The organism is Streptomyces sp. NPDC059679, assembly GCF_042734105.1.
GTDB lineage: Bacteria > Actinomycetota > Actinomycetes > Streptomycetales > Streptomycetaceae > Streptomyces.
Map to the genome: position 1 here is coordinate 1 of NZ_JBHWES010000108.1, position 20,054 is coordinate 20,054.

Consider the following 20,054-nt stretch of genomic DNA (forward strand, 5'->3'; position numbering starts at 1 on the left):
GCGCCAGAGCGTCGGACCGAGCGACCGCGGCCAAGATTTCGGGAACCCGAAGAAGCGGTCCCCACCAGGGCGGATGAGAATTCCGGCAAGGGCAGGGTCGTTCGGGCTGGGCATTGTCGCCGGGTCGGTGTCGACGGCGTGCGCAGCGTGCCCGACCAGCGGTTCGGCGAGCTCCCGTACGGTTCCAGGGCCTTGGGCCAAGTGCCATAGCGCCGACCCCAGCGACACGGACTCTGGCCCATCTGGTGTCTGGTCTCCCAGGGCCTGGAGCACGATCGCGATGATGCCGCGTGCCGCCACGAAGTCCCACACGGTGTCGTCCGGGCCACCGGGGTGGTCGGCGCCGGCAATCGCCCCGGCCCGCGTGAATGCCTGGTCCCACCCCATTGGCTCCTCCTGCTGATCCGTCTTACTTCAGGCTATCGCCCGCGCCGCCCGGGCCCCGCGTGCGTTGATCAACCGGTTTGCGACGCACCGTTCCCCCATCGCGATGAGGGAGACTGGCGGCATGACGGCACGCATCCAAATCACCAGCGTGATCCAGTACGACGCACCGGCAACTCCAGGGGCGACGACTGAGGTGCGGCATACCTTCGCCTGCCCGGCCTGCTCACGCCGCGAAGGCTTGTGCCTGACCGGTACGCCCGGCCGGACCCCGGACGTGGAATGCCCCTGCGGGACGGTGACGCCCTGGCCCCAGCCGTGGACCTATTGGTACGCGCAGGCGATCGACACCCCGGCCTTCGTTCCGAGCGCCGAGGTGCGGGTAACGGACGAGGTCTGGTTCAACTTTCGTGATGGCACCGGCTCGGCCCGGGTGCCGCTGGTGTGTCGCACATGTGGCGCGCACACAGGGCTTACCCTGGTAGCGGTCGGACATGAGGCCAGTTACCGCTGCCCCACCGGGCACGAGCACAGTGACTGTCGGCTGTCGATGCAGTCCATCCTGCATGCCGCCGAGGTCGCCGACGGCGTTCGGCACGCTCACCACGGCACGCTGGAGCTGCTGGCCGTCCCGGCGCCTAGGCAGATTGACACCGAGCTCGACTGATAGACACCTGGCCCACTGCGGTGACTTCTGTGGAGATCGCGTACCAACTGCGAGTGCGGGACATTGAGTCGGCCTGGCGGCGTATGCACGCCCTATACCCGTTGATGGCGGAGATTTCCCCCCTGGAGCCGCCGACAACCCCGCCGAACTCAACGCCTTCCGGATCCGATGGATAGCAGCTGCCTCCCCCGAGCGCGTACCTCCCGGACAAAGAGCAGCAGTCGTAGTTCGTCTCCTGCCCGTCACTGTTCCAGCGCCTGGAACAAGGCTGGCCACGCAGGCGCGGGTCGCTGTTGCCCACTTCCATGCGCGACTCATCTATGTATCAGGGGCGTGCCAGCTCAGGCGGCCATTTGCTTCCGACGTCGGATTAGGGCCAGGGCTGTGATCGCGGCAAGCGTCATCCACACCTTGCCAAGGATCTGTCCGGGCAAGTACTCGAACGACCCAAAGGCCATCTTCAGAAAGAGGAGACTGTCCGCGAGTAGTCCGACCGCGTTCGAGGCGAGCATCGCGATTAGCAGGCCACGCTTCCGAAGCGGTTCATAGACGGCGAAGTCCATGGTCTCGGCGACAGCAAACGCAGCGGCTGAAGCAGCAGCGAGCGCGGGGGCGGCAAGGAAGTACGACAGCACAGTGCCGACGGCTATGGCCACAAGAACAGCACCGCGGTCGGCGGATTCGCGGGCGAGATCCCGAAGAACGAGGGCGAGCCCCACCATGTAGACGCCGGCGGGAGCGGCATAGCCGAAGCCGACGGGGACCGCTCCGAAGTGGGTGACGGCGAGGTTGGCCGCAGGGATCGTGGCGACGTAGGCGGCGAGGGTCGCGATACCGGCAGAGGCGGGGATGTTCACGTTCTTCTTTCTGTCTCAGTGATGTGGTCGTGGCGCCGACGCCACGCCGCGGACGGGCAGCGAGGTAAGCGCACAGACAGTACAACCCAGGCCACTGACAGCATCATCGGGTCTCGGTTTGACACTCTGTCCGGGATTGATTGCCCTGCTGGAGGAGGCATCTGCACGTCACACGGCTCGATGTGAATCCGGATGCGCGCGGGTACGTCGGGGAGCACACCTTTGCGAGCCGTCGCAGGTCACGCGAACAGCCCTCCCGCACTATCAACAGGGCCCGGTTGGCATGCGCCGACTGCGGTGACATCAGCGTCACTTCTGAGCAAGGCGTTGTTTCAGCCGTATTTTAAGGCGAGTTACCCCCGACGAACCCATCCGATATGCCCATTTCACACCCATTGCAGCAATATGCGTTACCAGTCATTGACGACACGAGAGCACTTTCTATCCATTCTCGAACATACGCACGAATTCCTGCACCACTCCGTCGCCTGAGTTGTCAGTGGGTGCGCCTAAGCTCGTGTGAGTTGTTGCACCATAGTTGGGGGGCGAGCAGAAGGATGCCTTCGGGCTTCGCGGTTGGGCACCTCGTCGAGTACAAGGGAGCCCCCGGGATCGGCCGTGTCGGAGCCATCGACGGCGAGTACCTGCGTGTGGACTTCTTCGAGTCAATCGCAGAGGAAGTCGCCGAGTCCCGGCATGTCCTGGCCAGGAACTGCTGGCGTGCTTACCTCGAACCCGAGACGCGTGTGTACTTCCGGGATTCGACCAGTGGCGACTGGATGGCCGGGCGAGTGACGGGGCATCGCCTGCCTGAACTGCCAAAGTACTTTGTGCAGTTCCCTAACCAGAAATGGAACGCGGAGGTGGACGAGTCCGACCTCCGGGTGCGCTGGGACCGTCCGGTCCGCGACCCGCTACAGGTCCTCACGACCGGCGGCAACGAGTCAGCATATTTCGGTGATGCACGCCTTCCGTTGCTCCGGAGCCTCGTCGCGCAGCGGGCCGCCAGCGCCAACGCCGCTGCGCTGCTGTCTTCAGCGGTCGAGATCTACCCCCACCAGGTGCGCGCGGCCATGACCGTGCTCTCCGATCCAGTACAGCGATACCTCATCGCAGACGAGGTCGGCCTCGGCAAGACCATCGTCGCTGGCTTTGTTGTCCGTCAGACACTCCTCGACGACGCTCAAGCGCGCGTCATCGTCCTGGCTCCCGAGCATCTGCGGCGCCAGTGGGTCAAGGAACTCTGCCAGAAGTTCTTCATCGATGACTTCGCCCCCGATCGTGTCGTGATCATTTCGCATGACGCACCGGAGCGTTGGTCCAGGTACCACGAGAGCGATCTTCTCGTCGTGGACGAGGCGCACGCGCTGGTGCAGGACAGCGATCAAAACCTCAGCCCCTACCGCGAGCTGGCGACCCTGGCACACGCAGTTCCCAAACTGCTGCTGTTGTCCGCCACCCCCGTCACGTCGCGATACGCCACGCACCTTGGCCTGCTGCACTTGCTCGACCCTCATCTGTACAGCTGGGACGATCGAGAGGCCTTCGAGCACCGCTACGCCCGGCGTGCAGAACTCGCTCGCTGCGTCTTCTCTCTCGAAGCCAGCCTGACCTTCTTCCTCCGCACGACCGTTGACGAAATCCGCGAACTCCTACCTCACGACGAGCGGTTCGAGATGCTCGCTGCCCGGATCTTCGGCTGCCTCACGGACGACGACTTCTTGCGCGAGGGTGTCGAGCAAGCCGACCTCGCCCTGCGCGTGGAAGAGTTGCGTGGCCATATCAGTGAGACCTATCGCCTTCACCGGCGAGTGATTCGACACCGTCGTGACCAAGTGGTGCTCCCTGACGATGGCGACGCCGACTTTGAGTCGTATGCCGTCCGCGGCCGAGAGTTGACCGACGTTCTCCTCTTTCCTTCAGCTTTCGAGGCAGCTGAAGCCGCGCTGGTGGAGTGGCGCACCACGGTATGGAATCACTTGCTCGACAACAATCTCGAGGAGAAGGAGGCGATGGGCTACGCGCGCATCCTCGCGGTTCTCGCTTCCCGCTTGGGCGGGCCCTTCGAAGACTTCGCCGATGCCCTTCGATGGCGCATCTATCGCGACACGGCAGCCGCTAACCGCGCTGGCCTCACCAAGCGCGAGCGCGCCCTGCTGTCCGAGTCGACGCTTCTTCCCTCTGAGGAGGCGGCACTCAGCGGGCTTGAGCCATACCTGACCGAAGCCATCAGTGAGCCGCGGCTCAGGGCAACGATTCGCGCCATGCTCTCCGCTCTCAGGAAGGAAGGCCGGATCGCCATCTTCTGCGGCCCTGGTTCCCTCGCCCACCGGCTCGCAGCCCAGCTCCGTGAGCAGTACCCAAATGTGCACATCGCTGAGCACACCCGTCAGGTTGACCCCGATGCCTCCGAGGCGGCCGTGACGGCTTGGCGGTCGGCCGCGCCCCCCTCAATCCTGGTTGTTGACGACACCGCTGAGGACGGGCTGAATCTTCAGTTCGCCGACGCCATCATTCACCTGCGCCTGCCATGGTCGCCCAACCAACTCGAGCAGCGAATCGGACGGGTCGACCGGTACCGAGGGGCCGAAACCGTGGGCAAATCCGGCTCCGCCCATCAGTACGTTCTTGGCCTCAGCGCGGAGCATGAAGCAATCGGAACGGCGTGGCTAGCTCTCCTGCGAGACGGGTACGAGGTCTTCTCGAGATCAGTATCGACCTTGCAGGATGCCATCGCAGAGGGACTCGACGCTGTCTGGTCTGAGGCCTTGCGTGACGGCCCTCCCGGGCTTGTGTCTGCGACGCAATGTGTACGAGATGGCCTTCTTGAAGCACACAAAGAGATCGAGAAGATGGATCAGCTTGACTCGATCTACCAGGAGGCTGAGGGACAGCGCGACCTCGCCACCGCCCTCCGCGACATGGAAGGCGACTGGTCACAGGTCCAGGCGCCTCTCCTTCGCTATACAGGCAAAGGCGGCGGTGGCATAAACCTCCGGCGCATCGAGAGGACGGTGGGAGGCTGCCGAAAGACGAGTTTCGACCTCCTGGGATCCGACCCGCATATGCCGCCGCGGCTGTACTCGGCCCAGAGAGCAGGTGTGACTCCTGCCCAAGCCGAAGGGACCTTCAACCGATCAACAGCCCTGCGTTCTCCTGGAACCCGGCTCTTCCGTATCGGTAATCCGCTCGTCGACATGCTCGCCGCGATCGCCGGCATCGACGAGCGCGGCCAGGCCAGCGCCTTCAAACGTCCCGACAAGAGCCACATGGGCGAACCGGAGCCGTACTTTGGCTTCGACTACCTGGTTGAGACCGACATCGCGAAGGCCAAAGAGGCTATCTCCAGTCAGGAGGCCGCGAGTTTGGCCCTGCAGCGCCAAGCCGATCGCCTTTTCCCACCGCTCACCGTCCGTGTATGGGTGCCAGCAGGTAGTACACAGCCGGTAACTCTCAACTCAGCACTCGACTGGCTGAACCGGCCCTACAACAACAAGACGGACGACAACTTCAACAGCGACCGCCTTCGTAGCCTTGTAGATCTTTTCGGCGGATGGCCCGAGTACAAGCTCTCCGCTGAAGCCGCCGAGAAGATCGCCCGCGCCGAGTTGCTGCGCGTCACCGAGCTCGCGGACTTGTGTGCCAAAGCGCAGGAACGCGCGGGGCAGCAGCTCGCCACTGCCAGGGCCCAGGCCGAGGCGCGACGGGCTGCTGGTCGGCTGCTGGGCGATGTGGAGAGCCAGATCGTCGATGTGGAGATATCCAGTCGCCTCATCGAAGGACTCGGCCAGCCGAACGTACGCCTCATCGCTGCCACCTGCATTGTCCGGTATGGAGCCGAACGGTGGCAGCACCATGCGTGACCCTTGGATCGGTGCTCAAGAACTTTTCGACGCGTGGCCGTGGGTTCTCCCAGTCGAGCAGGCCACTGGCACTCTGCGACGTCTCAGAGATGCTCTCAACGGTCTAGCGGAAGGACGAGCGGGCTGGCGTGACGTTGCTGCGCTGACACGCCAGATCCTGCTGGAAGCCCAAGCCCGCGGGAACCCCCACGGTCTCAAGGTGCCCGTGGGCTCTCCTCTCCCATCACGGGCCCAATGGCAAGAGATGCACTGCCAGACAGCGCCCTCCGACCGAGGAGCTCTGATCACGGCTCTGCCCTGGCATCCTCCCGTCCCTCAGGACGACAAAGCCGTCCAGGCGGCAGAGGAGGATCTGCGGCAGATTCACTTGGGAGAAAGCCTTCAAGAACGTATTCAGTTGGAGCCCTGCCCAGCAGACCCGTACTGGAGCGTGGCCCTCGGCGACGGATACTCTCACTATAAGTCGGTCGGGCAGCGCCAAGCTGCCCGCGCTGTGGCGCTCGCCAGGCCCGGCAGCACGATCATCGCGTGCCTGCCGACCGGTCACGGCAAAACGGCGCTCGTGCAGGCACCGGGGCTGCTCTCCAGTCGGCGCAGCGGAGTGACCCTGGTGGTCGTTCCTACCGTCGTTCTCGCCCTCGACATGGAGCGACGGGCCAAGGAACTCCTTGGCAATCAGGGAAGGCAGAGCCCAACCGGCCGATACGCCTACATCGGCGGCTTGGACGAGTACGTGAAACAGCAACTGCGGGAAGACATTCGGACAGGTCGCCAGCGGTTGATCTTCACCAATCCCGAGTCGCTGGTGACAGGTCTTAAGTCCGCGCTCGAAGACGCAGCCGAGCAAGGGCTGCTCCAATACTTCGTCATAGATGAGGCGCATCTGGTCGAACAGTGGGGCGAGGGGTTCCGTCCCGAGTTCCAGACTATGTCGGTTCACCGTCGTACCTGGCTGAGCACTGCACCACCAGGCCGTGAACCAGTCACGGTCTGTTTGAGCGCGACGCTGACGGAGCCGCAGGTCACCACCCTTGAGAAGCTCTTTTCCGGCCCGAACCGGGCGGAGCTCGTGTGGGGCGCCCAACTGCGTCACGAGCCGAGCTACTACATCGACTCCTTCACCGACGAGGACGAGCGCAACGAAGCAGTAACGCGAGCGATCGACCGCCTTCCAAGGCCCATGGTTCTCTATGTCACGCAACGCCAGGACGCAAAGACCTGGGTTGAGCGCCTTCGCAGGGCTGGCTATATGCGGGTCACTGACGTGGCCGGCTACACAAGCCCGGACGATCGGCGTGCCGCAGTAGAGGGGTGGGGAGGCCGATCAGCATCCGGTCCGATCCCCACAGTGCACGACATCGTTGTGGGAACATCGGCCTTCGGGCTCGGCGTCGACGTGTCTGACGTCCGCAGTGTGGTACACGCCTGTCTCCCGGAGACTGTCGACCGCTACTACCAAGAGGTAGGACGGGCCGGCAGAGATGGCCACCCTTCGATCTCTTATCTCGCCACTGCACCCAAAGATAAGTACGTGGCCGTTCACACCAATCAAAAAGCGGTCATTGGGGTCAGCAAAGCATGGGGCCGCTGGCAGTGGATGTGGACGACCCGAGACAAAACCTATACGCGCCCGCGCCACTATCTCCTCAATCTTGATGAAATCCCCGACAACGTTCCAGCCACATCAGAGACCAATCGGGACTGGAATATTCGGACCTTGAACCTCATGCTGCGCGCAGGCTTCATCAGCCTGCACATCCCCGAACCCCCAATTCAAGGTGACGGCGAATCCCGTTCATCTTTCGAGGAACGCCTCAACCGATTTTATGAATCTGCGTCCACCCATGTAGATGTCACCCTTGAAGAGCTTGAGGCAAACGACCCAGACTACTTCAGCCAGCGATTCGAGGCTGAACGCCAGAGGTCACTCGCAGCGCAACGAAACGCCCTAGCCGGAATTCAAGATCTCTTCAGCACCGACAGGTGCATCGGCGAAATATTGAGCGGCTACTACCGTGTACAGCACGGTAGAGCGGCACTGCGCACGGGAGTTAACTGCCGAGGCTGCCCGCACTGCCGAATCACAGGTGCATCACCAAACGAGGGCTTCTACCGGTTGGCAGGAGACCCACATCCGACAGTTCCGGCCTCGGATCACCCTGCTCCTGACCCACTGGCTCGATACCGCGGGACATCATGCTTCCTCAGCCTGTGGTGGCGCTCCGAGACTGAACAACGAGTCCAAGTTCCACGGCTCCTGGAGTTGCTCGCTCTCCGAGGCATGCACGTTGTCGGCGGTCCGGGTATCACGGCGGAGCTGGCCTCTTCCCTACAGGAAGATGTACTGCCACACCCGATTATCTGGGATAGAGATGCCGACCTGCTCAATTTCTATCCCGGCCCAATCGTCTGGGTCCTAGGCTACGATTCCGCGTCAATCGATCGGTTTCTTGAGTCCCGCCTCAGTTCACCAGACATCACCTACCTGATCCACCCTCACGACACCCCTCATCCGACTCGACGAGAATCACTGTTAACCTCTCTTCATCCTCAAAACCTCTCAGTACGAACCGCGCTGGAGGCGCTCTAATGGCCCTGTTGAACGTAGAGGCTTCCCGACCCGCCCCTATGTGGGCTGTCGTGCGCTTGCTCGCGCACTCAAAAAAGCCTGTCACACTTGAAACAGCAAGGGCCTTGCTTAGCCCTCCCACATTGTCCTCCGGAGATAAAGAGGACACCTCAATGTTCGACAAGGCAGTAGATACCCTTGAGGAAGTTGGGCTACTGCTGAACCACACATCCTCGGGAGAGTTGGAACTCGCAGGTCCCGCGGCCGAACTGGACGGAGACGATTGGGACGCATTCTCCGCAGTGCTCCGTGTGTCTGTCCTGGCACCCGAACTCAACAACGGCTTGGGGGACAACTCCGAACAGACTGGGGCACGGGAACTTACCAGGGCCCTCGCTTGGTTCCTCTCGCTCGATCCCATGGGTCCGGCTGTGGCATGGGAACAGGCACAGAACCTTCGGCAAGGCGCCATCAAGGCCGAGGCTGGCCCCGCTATCGTCAACGACGTGCGCTGGCTCTCGTTCGGTGACTGGGCGCCCGCGCTTGGCTTGGCAGCCCGACCGCTTTTCGTGGTGGCTGGTGCAAGTCCGCTGACTCCGGACTGCACATCCGCCGTCCGATACGTCATGCAGACGCTGTGGCAGCCCGGTGAGCAGGTCAACGCAATAGAGGCCGTGCGCAGCTTGCGAGAGCAGTTGCCTGTGCTGCCCGGCGGCTCATACTCACGCGACCTCCAACTACCTAACCCCGGAGACCAGGCTGCTGGCGGCGCTCTCTCTTTCGCCCTCCTACGTGGTCAGGACGAGGGGTGGCTGCGTCTTGACCATGACTCCGATGCCCCGTTGGTCATGCAGGTAACTGACCCCGAGCAGCCTTCAAGCCCTCGCTTCGTCAGCGACATCACGATGCTGGAGGACCCGAGTGTCTGACTTCCGAAGGTACGTTTGTTGGGAGGCTGCAACAGCGGCCAACACCATCGACACCGAAGCGATCGCTCCATCCCCCGCCGTCTTCAAGGCCACGCACGCGCCGCTTCGGATCAGGAGGGCGGGCCTGGATGGTCGCCAGCTCATCCTCGAGGACGAACAGTTCGATGAACGCGCCGTCCTCCAAGACTTCCTGCATCACGAATCGAACACGGGCGCGTTGCTGGTCCCTGTCGTTGGAGAATCAGGCTCAGGAAAGTCCCATCTGGTCAGATGGGTACGCGAGCATCTTGTGGAGTTTGATGACCAGTCCGCTTCACGCGAAGTAATCTACCTTGAGAAACACAAGACAAGCCTGAAGGCTGTCATTCAGGCACTCATCGCGCGCGCCGACAGTGACGAGTTGACCCAACTGAAGTCAGAGATCGATAGGTTCACATCGGACGTTGATGCCCCCGTCCTCGCTCGACGCCTTGTCCATTCCCTCAACGAGATCCTTGTAACCGAGACGGGAAATGGCGTCTCCGGCCCGGCGCGCCAACTCTTCGGACCGCATGGTCTCGGTGCGCTTCTCGACGACCCTCACGTCAGCGAGTACATGCTGAGACCGGACAAGTTCCTGCCACAACTGGCAAACTACCTCCTACGGGACCGCAGAAAAGGCGACAGTGATCGCCCTCCGAAGTTCACACTCGATGATCTTCCCCTTGACATCACAGATGTCACCAAGGCCTCTGCACTCGCTAAGAAGTGGGTGCAGGTGCTGAGCTCCAGGACCGAACTGCAGGAAGTCGCCATTGATCTCCTGAATCGACATCTAGAATCAGCGATCAACCGCAGCTTCAACTTGGGCGCCGGGCGCCTCCTTGAAGCTATGACCCTTGTCCGTAGAGAATACCAAAAGCAGGGCAAGGAAATTGTCTTGCTCATTGAGGACTTCGCTCTCATCCAGGGAGTTCAGAAGGAGCTCCTAGACGCCCTTGTAGAAGCAGCTCGCAGGGAGGGGTCAGCGCGACTCGCCCCGATTCGTACGCTCATGGCGGTAACCACTGGTTATTTCCGTGCTTTGCCGGAGACAGTCCTCACGCGCGTGCGTGCCACATTGGGGTACGTCTACGACTTGGATGTTCCCTTCAGCGCAGAGGACACAGGGGATGATCAGATCGCAGCTTTCGTAGGACGTTATCTAAACGCGGCACGACTCGGAACTGATCGACTGGAGCAGGCAACAGACGGTACCGTGCCCAATGCCTGTGAAGATTGTCCGCTGCAGGTAGAGTGTCACCAAGCTTTTGGTACCTCGGCAGACGGTTTCGGTCTTTACCCGTTCAACAAGCCGGCGCTTCGGCGTGCAGTTCACTCGACTGCATCAAAACGGGACCCATGGGCGTTCGTCCCTCGCACAGTTCTCGGCAGCGTCATCCGACCCGTACTGATCGAGCATGTGACTGCTCTGCGACGTGGAGAATTCCCTGACGCAACCTTCCGAGAAGAGTTCGAAACCGCAGCGATAGACAACACGCTTACTAGTGATGTGGCAGCATACGTCGGGAAAACTGACCCCAGCACTGCGGAGCGGCGCAAGCTTGTCCTCGAGTTCTGGGGTGATGCCGCGGAACAAAGTGTAGAGATCGATCCTACGATTCTCGACGCCTTTGCCCTCACCCCTCTGAAAACAAGAGAACTTCCATCCACTAAGGCCCTTCCCGAAATCCCGAAAACTCCGACGCGGATCACCCCTTCCATAACTGTGAGCGGAGAGGAAGCTCTGCCAGCATCCGTCCAAAGGAGCTTGCAGAATATTGAAGAGTGGTCCCAGCGCCGACTCGACCTGCACCAGAGCTACGCTCTGAGTATCCGCACAATTGTGGCCACCGCTGTTTCCCAAAGATATCGCTGGAATGTTCCGCTCATGCAGCCCCAGCGAGGCGTCAAAGACAAGGGCTGGCCCAACAATGCGAAGACCGTCAGCATTGAAGGGACAGCTGTTTCCGGCTTGGCTGGAGCCGATAACGCCCCTATCAAGTTCAATCGCACTCCAACGAACAGCCGGTTCTTCCAGAGCCTGATCCGAGCACAAGCGGGAGTCGCGCAAGTTCGCGGTGAAGATATCCGCAAACTAGCTACGGTAGCGGAAAGACACGCTGGTGCCTTGGCAACCAGAGTGCAGCAGAGCCTCCATGTCACAGATGAAGACCTCATCCTCGGGCTACGTGCTTCCCTGCTCGGAGCAGCGCTGGCTGGCCGCTCCTGGCCTGGTATGAGGATCGAAGACCTCTTGGCTGCTGCGGTCGATGACGGGACAGAGTGGCGAAGCACCGACGTAATGGCAAGGCCTGATCCATGGGCCAAGGCACTCAACGATCACCGAAACGCGCGCCGTCAACTCGTGGACCGAATCCGTACCGGTCTCGGCATCTCCCAAGGCGCCAGTGGCGCCGTGAAGATGATCGATGCAGCACGAGCGGTGCCGCTGCTGGAGGAAGCAGCAGCGGACTGGTCCTGGACGGCACCAACCAGCAAGCTGGCTGATTGGATCAAGCCCGCAGTGGCCTCCTTCAGAGCGTGGCCTGCCTTGATCGAAGGACAGATCAATGCACTCCAGGCGTTGCTCGACGACATCCGCCTGAGGCAACCGCGGGGCGTTCCTGGCAGGCATACCCTGGCCAGCGTCCGGACTGCCCTGGACCGAGCACGCGAGCAGCGACTCTCCCTGCCCACGCAACGAGCCCGTGACTTCGACAAACTCCTTGAACGTGCTACAGCAGCCGACTGGTCGAAGGTATCGGCTCTGGAAGACGACCTCGATCGAGCCACCTCTGCCGAAGAGTCGGGGAAGTCGGGTTGGGTTGCAGCGATCCGCGCGGCCGCCCAAGAGCGTGGAAGTTCCTTGCATGTCATCCGGGAATTTCTGTGCGAGTTCGACGAATGGCTAGACGAGGCAATGAAGGGCGCTGAAATGAGGGCAAGTTCGTCGGCAGCGCAGAGCGCGGCAGCCCGTGTGCAGGAAGTCATTGAGGAGTGGCGTTCCCTGGCGATCGAGGGGAGGAATTGAGCAGTGAGTCGGCTATCCGTATATGAGAAAGCGAAGCTCCTCGAGGATCACGCTACGCGCATCGCGGACGGGGAGGAGTCGAGGAAGCAAGCCGAGCGGGCCACGGCTAGGGTGGACGAACTCCAGGTCGTCCTCAACGCACTGCGCACCCAAATCAGCATCGCCCGAGCGCTCAAAGCCCGCGATTCACACCTCACTATCGACCTCTCCAACGTCGATGATGGCCGGGCTAATTTCGAGCGCAACGTCGGCCCCAGCGGCCTCCCTTCAAGCACCGTTCTCAACACAGCGAAGAAGCGGGCACAGGAGGTTGTCGACCGTCTCACCAAAGGCAACCAAGAGGCCTGGACAACGTGGACCCGCCAGTCGTTGTCGAACCTGCCGCTGGCCCGCATTGCGATGCTCCTCGAACCAGAAACCGAGGAACAAGCCACCTCCCGTCACGCAGAATTGGTGCGCATTGCGAGAAGCAAGCCCTCAAAGGATGCCATCACCACATTCGCGACCGTCCACGACGGCCTGTGGGAGTTGTTGCACGACACAGAGGATCCGCCTGAGGCCCTCGCCAGCCTGCTCGAGCGCCTCCGCACTCAGCCGGACCTCACGCTGCGCGACGTGACCGACGAGGAGATCGCTCTCATCCGCAAGCATGGGATGGATGCCCATATCAGCCTGAAGAGGAAGGGTTCGTGAACCGGAGCACCGTAGACCGAGCGTTCGCCAACGAACTGCTCAACCGGCTCGAAGACCTTGAGTTGCCGCTCCTCTCGTGGGGCGTGACGGAAGGCTCTCTCGCCGAGGAAGACGTCCTCGACTGCATTGAGGAGTGCCTGGACGCGTACCCGAATCCGCCGATTCCCTCGGCCATCGAGATCCTCCGCGAGATGCAGGGTCGCGCGCTGCTGTTCAAGGTGCCCTGGCCGAACGACGAAGAAGCCCGCTATCGCACCCGATTCGCAGAAGCCCTCCGGCTTACCGCAGGGCTACGCCAACTCTTCCGTCCGCCAGGAGACTGGGCCGGCGACGTGCCCAGCGGTTGGTGGCGGCGGGGAAAGCGACTCGTTGCTGACTACCGGCTTCACGTTCGCCATCGACGCTACCCCGAACGTGATATCCCGGTCTCCCAGGCGCTCAGGGAGTTGCGTGCCCTCCCCGGCTGGGGTCCTCTTCAAGATCGCGTGGCGCAAGCCCAGCTGGGCGATAAGAAGCTTGCCCACTTTCAGCTGGAGGCGACTCAAGCAGTCTTCTCCTCGCTCCAGCGCCAAGACCGCTCCAAGGGCATCATCGTCAGCGCCGGCACCGGTAGCGGCAAGACTCTGTCCTTCTATTTGCCCGCATTCGCAGCCATGGCCGAGCACATACAGGGCAGGATCCACACCATCGCCCTGTACCCGAGGACTGAACTACTTCGCGACCAACTGCGAGATGCCATCGTCAATGCCCGTAGCGTTCAGAACGCGCTCATCAGTCAGGGGAAGAGGCCTCTACGCCTCGGCGCGCTCTACGGCGGCACACCAAACCACCCTGATGACTGGCGGCTTCAGCCCGGACGTGGTTCGGGCCGCTGGGCGCGTGTGGCCGATGGCGCCGTGTGTCCCTTCCTCCCGTGCCCCACGTGCGAGGACGGCGAGTTAATCTGGAGCGATAAGGACCGCAACAACGAAATTGAACGTCTCGTCTGCCGCAGTTGCCTCGATGAGATCCCTCATGGTCAACTCGCGCTTACTCGTGCGTCATTGAGAAGCAATCCGCCGCACCTGTTGTTCACTACCACCGAGATGTTGAACAACTGCAGCGCCGACGGCTACCTGGATCGCCTCCTGGGTTGGCGCGGCGGCACAGTTCCTTCCTTGATGCTCCTCGACGAGGTGCATACCTACTCGGGAGTGCACGGTGCGCAGGTCGCCTGCCTCCTACGCAGGTGGAGGGAAGCGGTGCGCAGGCCCGTAACTTTCGTGGGTCTCAGCGCCACGCTACGCGAGGCCAACCACTTCTTCGCCCAATTGGTCGGCCTACGCGACGGCGACGTTCTTCCCGTTGCTCCCTCTGACGACGCCATGGTGTCGGAGGGCCGCGAATACGCGCTCGCTCTGCGCGGCGACCCCGTTTCAGGGGCCAGTCTCCTGTCAACGTCGATCCAGACGGCGATGCTCTACGGTCGCGTCCTCGATCGTGACGATGACACATTCCTCTACGGCTCGACCGGGTTCCTGTTCACTGATGCCCTGGACGTCACCAACCGTTTCTACAAAGACCTCCGAGACGCGGAAGGTGGTCAGGGCCATCGTGGCCGCACACGTCGAGGTCCCGTACTCGCCGGGTTGCGGTCACGTGCACGTCCCGAGCCGGGGCCTCGCTACCTTGAGGGGCAGAACTGGGCGATCGTCGAGCGGATCGGTCACGAACTCGACCCAGATCTCCGCATGCACCACCTGACCATCGGTCGGACGTCGTCGCAGGATGCCGGCGTGAATCGCAATGCGAACCTCATCATCGCCACCGCTTCGTTGGAGGTGGGCTTCAACGATCCTCGGGTCGGCCTCGTCCTTCAGCACAAGGCGCCACGCAATGGAGCTTCCTTCATCCAGCGCCGCGGACGCGCCGGCCGGGAGCGGGGGACTCGGCCGATGACCATCGTGGCCTTGTCGGACTATGGCCGCGACCGCCTCGCCTACCAAGGGTACGAGTCCCTGTTCGCCCCAGAAGTTTCCGCAACGAACCTCCCGCTCAAGAACCGGTACGTGCTCAAGATCCAAGGAGCACAGGCCCTTCTTGACTGGGCCGGGCGCAGGATGCGCGCCAGGGACTTGCATCGAGGCGACGTGCGGAAGCTTCTGACAACTCCCGACAATCAGCAGCAGTTGTCCGACTATGAACGCGAGCGCAACGGGCTGATCGCGATCCTGCATGAGTTGTTGACCGAGGAAAGGGTCCAGGACGAGTTTGCCCGACACCTTGTCAAAGCCCTGCAGATAAGTGTTGACGATGCGCAGGCAGTGCTATGGGAGCAGCCCCGCTCGCTGCTCCTGGCCGTAGTCCCGACAGCTCTTCGCCGACTCCGCTCCCGCTGGGAGCCTCTGGTCAACGACCCCGGCATGTCCAAAAAAGCCATGCTCCCAGAGTTCATCACCCGGGCCTTGTTCGAGCCGCTCAACCTTCCTGATGTGGAACTGGAACTACCCTTCGACAGTGGGGATGGGACTGTCGAGAACATGCCCATCGGCAAAGCGCTGACCGAAGCTGTGCCTGGACGGGTCAGTCGTCGCTTCGGACACTTGGACGACACACATCGCACATGGCTTCCCCTGCCCGACGAGGGCAGCAATGTGCTTAATCTGAGGCAGATCGTCAAGGACGGCAGGCTAGAGGGAGCCTGGCAGCCTCATGGACACGATGGTGCTCAGTTCGAAGTCGTGCGCCCCTTGAGCCTCAGACTTTCCCAGCCCGAGACCGACATCATGGACCAATCCCATGGTAGGCCGGACTGGGGCACTCAAATCATCGTGGACGAGGACGCACCCCTCAATGAGGGCACTGTGCCGAAGCCGTCTCCATGGCAACGCCGCATAGACACGGTCAGCTTCGCGACGCATGCGGCAGGGAATCCCGTTCAGGTACGCCGCATGACGATCGGTGCTCAGTGCAACGTGCGCCGCGAGCGGCAGAAGGAGAGTGAGCCTTGTACGGTCCGTTATGAACTCCGCGGCCAGCCGGCGGCTCTCGGATTTGCCTTGGGCGTTGACGCCGTCCGATTCGAACTCAAGCCGCTCAACGTCGAGGACCCATCCGTCAGTGAGTACCTCGCCACGCCTCAGTGGCGCTCTCTCGCGTTTTCGCAGTCAGTGCAAGAGGATCCGGCTCTGGCCGAGATTTCCGACAGCTTTCAGCGAGAGCGCCTGGCCCAGATCTATCTGACGGCGTTCGCGCTGGCGGGACTCGATGGTAGCCGCACGAATGCTCAAGTCCGCAACCTGCTGAAGAACGGTGCCTGGACTCAGGATCTCTCCAAGATCTTCCAGGTCCTCTATCGCGACTCCGACCTGTCCGAACAAGAGGTCGACAGCGATCGTCTCGTGGCAGAATTGATCAAGCTGGTCGCCCACGACACGGTCATCGCCACCCTGGACCGAGCAGCGCAGTTGCTGGTGGCGGAGGACATATCGGTCGAGACCAGCCCCCTCGCCCGGCGTGCCTACCGCGACACGATGGCCGCCGCGATCCTCGCCGCCGCTCAGCGTGCATGCCCGAACGCCCAGGACGGCGACCTCATCGTCGACACGCTTGCTGGCGACGAGGCTGACTCGCTCACCGAGGTGTGGCTCAGCGAAACGTCAGTGGGTGGTTTGGGGATTGTCGAGAACCTGGTCGACTTCTATTCGAAGGATCCCCGGAAATTCTGGGGGCTTGTGGCGAGCAGTCTCGCGCCGAGCGAGTACGAGTACGTCGATGCCACGCTGACCCGGTTCCTTCGGCATGTCATCGCTGAACCCAACGGCAACTCCGCTCAGGCCATGGCGACACTGAGGGCTGGCGATTCGGCCAAGGAAGCTGAGGCCGCTCTAGACGTCCTTCGTGAGTCCTGGGCGAGACTCGACGGCCCACCTCGACATGCAGCTGTAGCCGCCTTGTCCACACGATTGCTGCGCCCAGGCTCAGGACCGGACACTGACGTCACTGCACTCGCTCTTGTTGATGCGTGGACAGAGTTGGAAGCTCGTCTTCAAGTTGAAGTCGACGCTCGTGTCATTGCGTACGCCGTGGGCTCCGGCAAGCTTGAGTTGGACGGCGCCCGGTCCCTTACTGCGGACCAGGTTTTCAGCCTTCTGTGGCCGCGTGGTCATCAAGCTCGCACTCAGGACTTGAAGCACTACCAGCCGTATGCTGATGGGCCCATTCTGGAGCGTCTGTTGGTCCAGGCCGCCCACGATGACCGTCTACCGGTGATCGACGTGACCCAACCCGCCTGGAACGATACGTACCGGCAGCTCCTGACCGCGACTTCTGCTGTTGAACTCGTCTGCCCGGCAGGAAACGCAACGTTGATGGCTCAAGCTCTGAAGCAGGTTCCGGTCACGCCCATCGACCGTGATGTGCTCCGTGTTTACGGGGAAATCTGCGGTGTGGTCCGCCACCAGAATGAGCTTCGAGAGAATGAGATTCGAGTCCGGGTCGAATTGAGGGAGGCCGCCCAGTGAAATCCCAAGAGCGCACCATCCGCACGGGGCAGCACACCGCGATTCGGGTTGACACAATGCTGTCTGCGGCCCTGATCGCGGAGTTCATCGCACCGAGCGACCATCTGTGGTTGGTTTCCGCATGGATCACCGACGTCCAAGTGCTCGACAACAGTCACGGCGCGTACGACGCGCTCTTCGCTGACATCCCTCCCCAGAGGTGTCGGCTGTCAGACGCTGTGGCCCGGATTGCCCACGGCGGCACAAAGGTACATGTGGTGACACGCAATGATTCCCACAACGAGGACTTCCTGCGCCGTCTTGTGAAGGCAGCCGATAAAGAAATCCTTCATATTGTCCGGGATCCGGATATCCACGAGAAAACGCTATGCGGCAATGACTGGATGCTGAGCGGATCAATGAACTTCACGATCCGAGGCATGGTCCGGAACGACGAAAAGATCACGTACCGGGCTGGAAGCGACGCTGCTGCTCAGGCCCGCATCGACCTGACCCAGCGGTGGGGGAACGGCGAATGAAGCAGACCGTACCGTTGGCAACTGACCGCGTCGAAGCCTTCCTACGCAGGTTCTTCGGGTCGGGCAACGACGCCTGGCCCAACATGGAGGCGGGTCACGCCTGGGCGAAGCGCACTGAGCCTTTCGTCAAGATCGCGCTGGGCGACAACGACGCGCCCATCGTGCTCCCCCGTTGGGTCGCTGCGGACCAGAACTTCATGATGTACGCCATCGCACGCGATCCCGGAGACGTCTCCAAGACTGCCGACCTCATCGAGGCTTTTGCGGGACCCACTTATGTTCACTGCAACATGGAACGCGGGGGTCTGCGTCCGACACTCCTCAACCACGACGATCCCGTAGAACGCGCGATCACCGACCTTGTTGGCGAACGCTCGACCTTCCGTCTGACGACCGGGGAGACCGAGAAACACAGGAAGAACCTCACTGAGGCGCTCGGTCTGATGCAGCAGACGTACTTGAGGCGCCCACCGCGGCTGTGGCGCGTCGTCAAGCCCGTCGGACGCCTCATCGCTGAGTTCAACGCTGCCCTCGCGGCCGGCAGCGAAGCTGCCTCTCTCGACCTTCTGGAACAACTCGCAGCCGCGGGTGGGCTCACCGCGACGAATCTCGCGCACCTTAAGCTCAAGAGGCTTGACCGCCTCGGAGTGAGCACCAGGGTGCTGGAGTTCCCTTCGCTTCAGGACGTGGCACGTCAAGACCCTCCTGCGCCTGTAAAGGCAGCGATCCTGAACGCCGTGTACACGGTCGCGCTTGAGGAATCCCTCTCAGCTCGGAACTTGGAAGCGGCCAAAGCCAACCTCATCACTCACGGAAGAGTTGTCCCGGAACTGCTCGGCGGCAACCCTCAGTCTTACGGCCCACAGGCGATGACCGTGCTGTTGCTGGCTTCGGTGATTTTGAAGAATGCGGATGCTGCCCGCCGTTTCGTGGCAACCGTCGAGGACCTGGACCAAACCCCTGAGATCTCCGCGCTCGTGTGGAACGAAGCCAACGCCTTCGTCGTCCAAACTGCAGGAGATCCGGCGTCCTCGATACTGGCGCGCCCCGAGGACACTATGGATTCGGTCGCTCCGATCAGCGACTGGCCGGCATTGTTCTCGGCGCTTGCCGAGGGCGACATCGAGGCGAGGCAGGCACTGGAGGACGAACAGTGGAGCCTGTGGCCCACCCCTGCTGAGCATGATGAAGCCCTTGCCCAGTTCTTGGACGAGTTGAGCGACAGTGCTGCAAGGGAATTGTGGCGGGCGGTTGGCTCGTTCATTGATGCCGTTGGCTACGACGACCCTGCTCCCGCATGCGCCCATGCGTTCATCCGCAACGCGGTGCTGTTCAACCGCTACAGTCCCGGCGATCTCGCGGCGCTGCAGGCGCTTATGGACATCACGCTCCGTGCTGCCCCCTCCGCAAAGCAATACGCTGAGACCCTCAAGGACATCGGTTCGGACACGGAACGGTGGGTAGCTCCAGAACGGGCGTCGTCCGTCCTGGACTTCGTCGACCGCTTGTTCCTCGCAGCCTGTCCTGATCCGGAGGCCCGCACACGCCTGTGTTCCCGGCTGCTGGGACCCTTGTCAGCGCACAGCCGTCGTCTCAATGAGGCCGATTTGGCGTTCGCCCGCCGGCTCTCTGAGGACCTAGGTATCGGCTTCTCCTGGGATGTTCCCGGCGGTGAAGACGATGAGGACACGCCCGCTGTATTCCCGGCGGCGACGCTGCTGCTCTACTCACTCGACGAGGCAGTGCTCACCCGGTGCCAGGAGGAGTTGAAGCGCCTTGCTCCCGCAGTGAAGGTATTGACTGCATACGATCACGTGGGCACGCCGCAGTTGAGACAGAAGGCCCGTGCCGCGGATGTGATCGTCTTGGCCACACGATGCGCAAAACACGCGGCCACCGGCTTCATCGATCAGAACAAGACGACTAAGCACGTCGGATACGCGAACGGGAGCGGCTCCGCCTCGCTCCTCCGTGCTGCGGTCGATAGGCTCCGTCTCGCGGCAGCAGAGTCGTAACCGGG

General features: G+C 62.1%; 11 protein-coding genes. 9 read left to right on the forward strand and 2 right to left on the reverse strand.

Annotated features, from left to right (window positions below; translation table 11 throughout):
• Positions 1–387, reverse strand: a 387-nt coding sequence (locus tag ACFV2X_RS52315) for a hypothetical protein (protein ID WP_385630603.1), incomplete at its 3' end; no start/stop codon positions are given.
• A 121-nt stretch (positions 388–508) separates the two neighbouring features.
• Between ACFV2X_RS52315 and ACFV2X_RS52320 the strand changes: the two genes are divergently transcribed.
• Positions 509–1,051, forward strand: a complete 543-nt coding sequence (locus ACFV2X_RS52320; RefSeq protein WP_385630604.1) for a hypothetical protein — start codon at positions 509–511, stop codon at positions 1,049–1,051.
• Positions 1,052–1,392: 341 nt separating this feature from the next.
• Here ACFV2X_RS52320 and ACFV2X_RS52325 read toward each other — a convergent pair whose 3' ends face one another.
• Positions 1,393–1,908, reverse strand: a complete 516-nt coding sequence (locus ACFV2X_RS52325) for a VUT family protein (RefSeq protein WP_385630606.1) — start codon at positions 1,906–1,908, stop codon at positions 1,393–1,395.
• A gap of 557 nt (positions 1,909–2,465) precedes the next feature.
• Between ACFV2X_RS52325 and dpdE the strand changes: the two genes are divergently transcribed.
• The 8 genes from dpdE to dpdD all read left to right on the forward strand — a co-directional run bounded on the left by dpdE (position 2,466) and on the right by dpdD (position 20,049).
• A complete protein-coding gene (dpdE, locus tag ACFV2X_RS52330; protein WP_385630609.1) occupies positions 2,466–5,771 on the forward strand; it encodes a protein DpdE in 3,306 nt (1,101 codons plus the stop codon).
• Positions 5,764–8,361: a protein DpdF gene (dpdF, locus tag ACFV2X_RS52335; RefSeq protein WP_385630641.1), complete on the forward strand. Its 2,598-nt coding sequence runs from the start codon at positions 5,764–5,766 to the stop codon at positions 8,359–8,361. The genes dpdE and dpdF overlap by 8 nt, the downstream gene beginning before the upstream one ends.
• A complete protein-coding gene (gene dpdG, locus ACFV2X_RS52340; protein ID WP_385630611.1) occupies positions 8,361–9,269 on the forward strand; it encodes a protein DpdG in 909 nt (302 codons plus the stop codon). The genes dpdF and dpdG overlap by 1 nt, the downstream gene beginning before the upstream one ends.
• Positions 9,262–12,321, forward strand: a complete 3,060-nt coding sequence (gene dpdH, locus ACFV2X_RS52345) for a protein DpdH (protein ID WP_385630612.1) — start codon at positions 9,262–9,264, stop codon at positions 12,319–12,321. The genes dpdG and dpdH overlap by 8 nt, the downstream gene beginning before the upstream one ends.
• 111 nt (positions 12,322–12,432) lie before the next feature.
• Positions 12,433–13,014 carry a hypothetical protein gene (locus tag ACFV2X_RS52350; RefSeq protein WP_385630614.1) on the forward strand — a complete coding sequence of 194 codons (582 nt, stop codon included), beginning with the start codon at positions 12,433–12,435 and terminating at the stop codon, positions 13,012–13,014.
• On the forward strand, positions 13,011–17,516 hold the full coding sequence (dpdJ, locus tag ACFV2X_RS52355) for a protein DpdJ (RefSeq protein WP_385630616.1): 4,506 nt from the start codon (positions 13,011–13,013) through the stop codon (positions 17,514–17,516). Before ACFV2X_RS52350 ends, dpdJ begins: the two co-directional genes overlap by 4 nt.
• Positions 17,513–18,034 carry a phospholipase D-like domain-containing protein DpdK gene (gene dpdK / locus ACFV2X_RS52360; protein ID WP_385630619.1) on the forward strand — a complete coding sequence of 174 codons (522 nt, stop codon included), beginning with the start codon at positions 17,513–17,515 and terminating at the stop codon, positions 18,032–18,034. Before dpdJ ends, dpdK begins: the two co-directional genes overlap by 4 nt.
• Positions 18,031–20,049 (forward strand): protein DpdD, encoded by a 2,019-nt coding sequence (gene dpdD, locus ACFV2X_RS52365; protein ID WP_385630621.1) that lies wholly within the window; start codon positions 18,031–18,033, stop codon positions 20,047–20,049. The genes dpdK and dpdD overlap by 4 nt, the downstream gene beginning before the upstream one ends.
• The last annotated feature ends 5 nt before the right edge of the window (positions 20,050–20,054 follow it).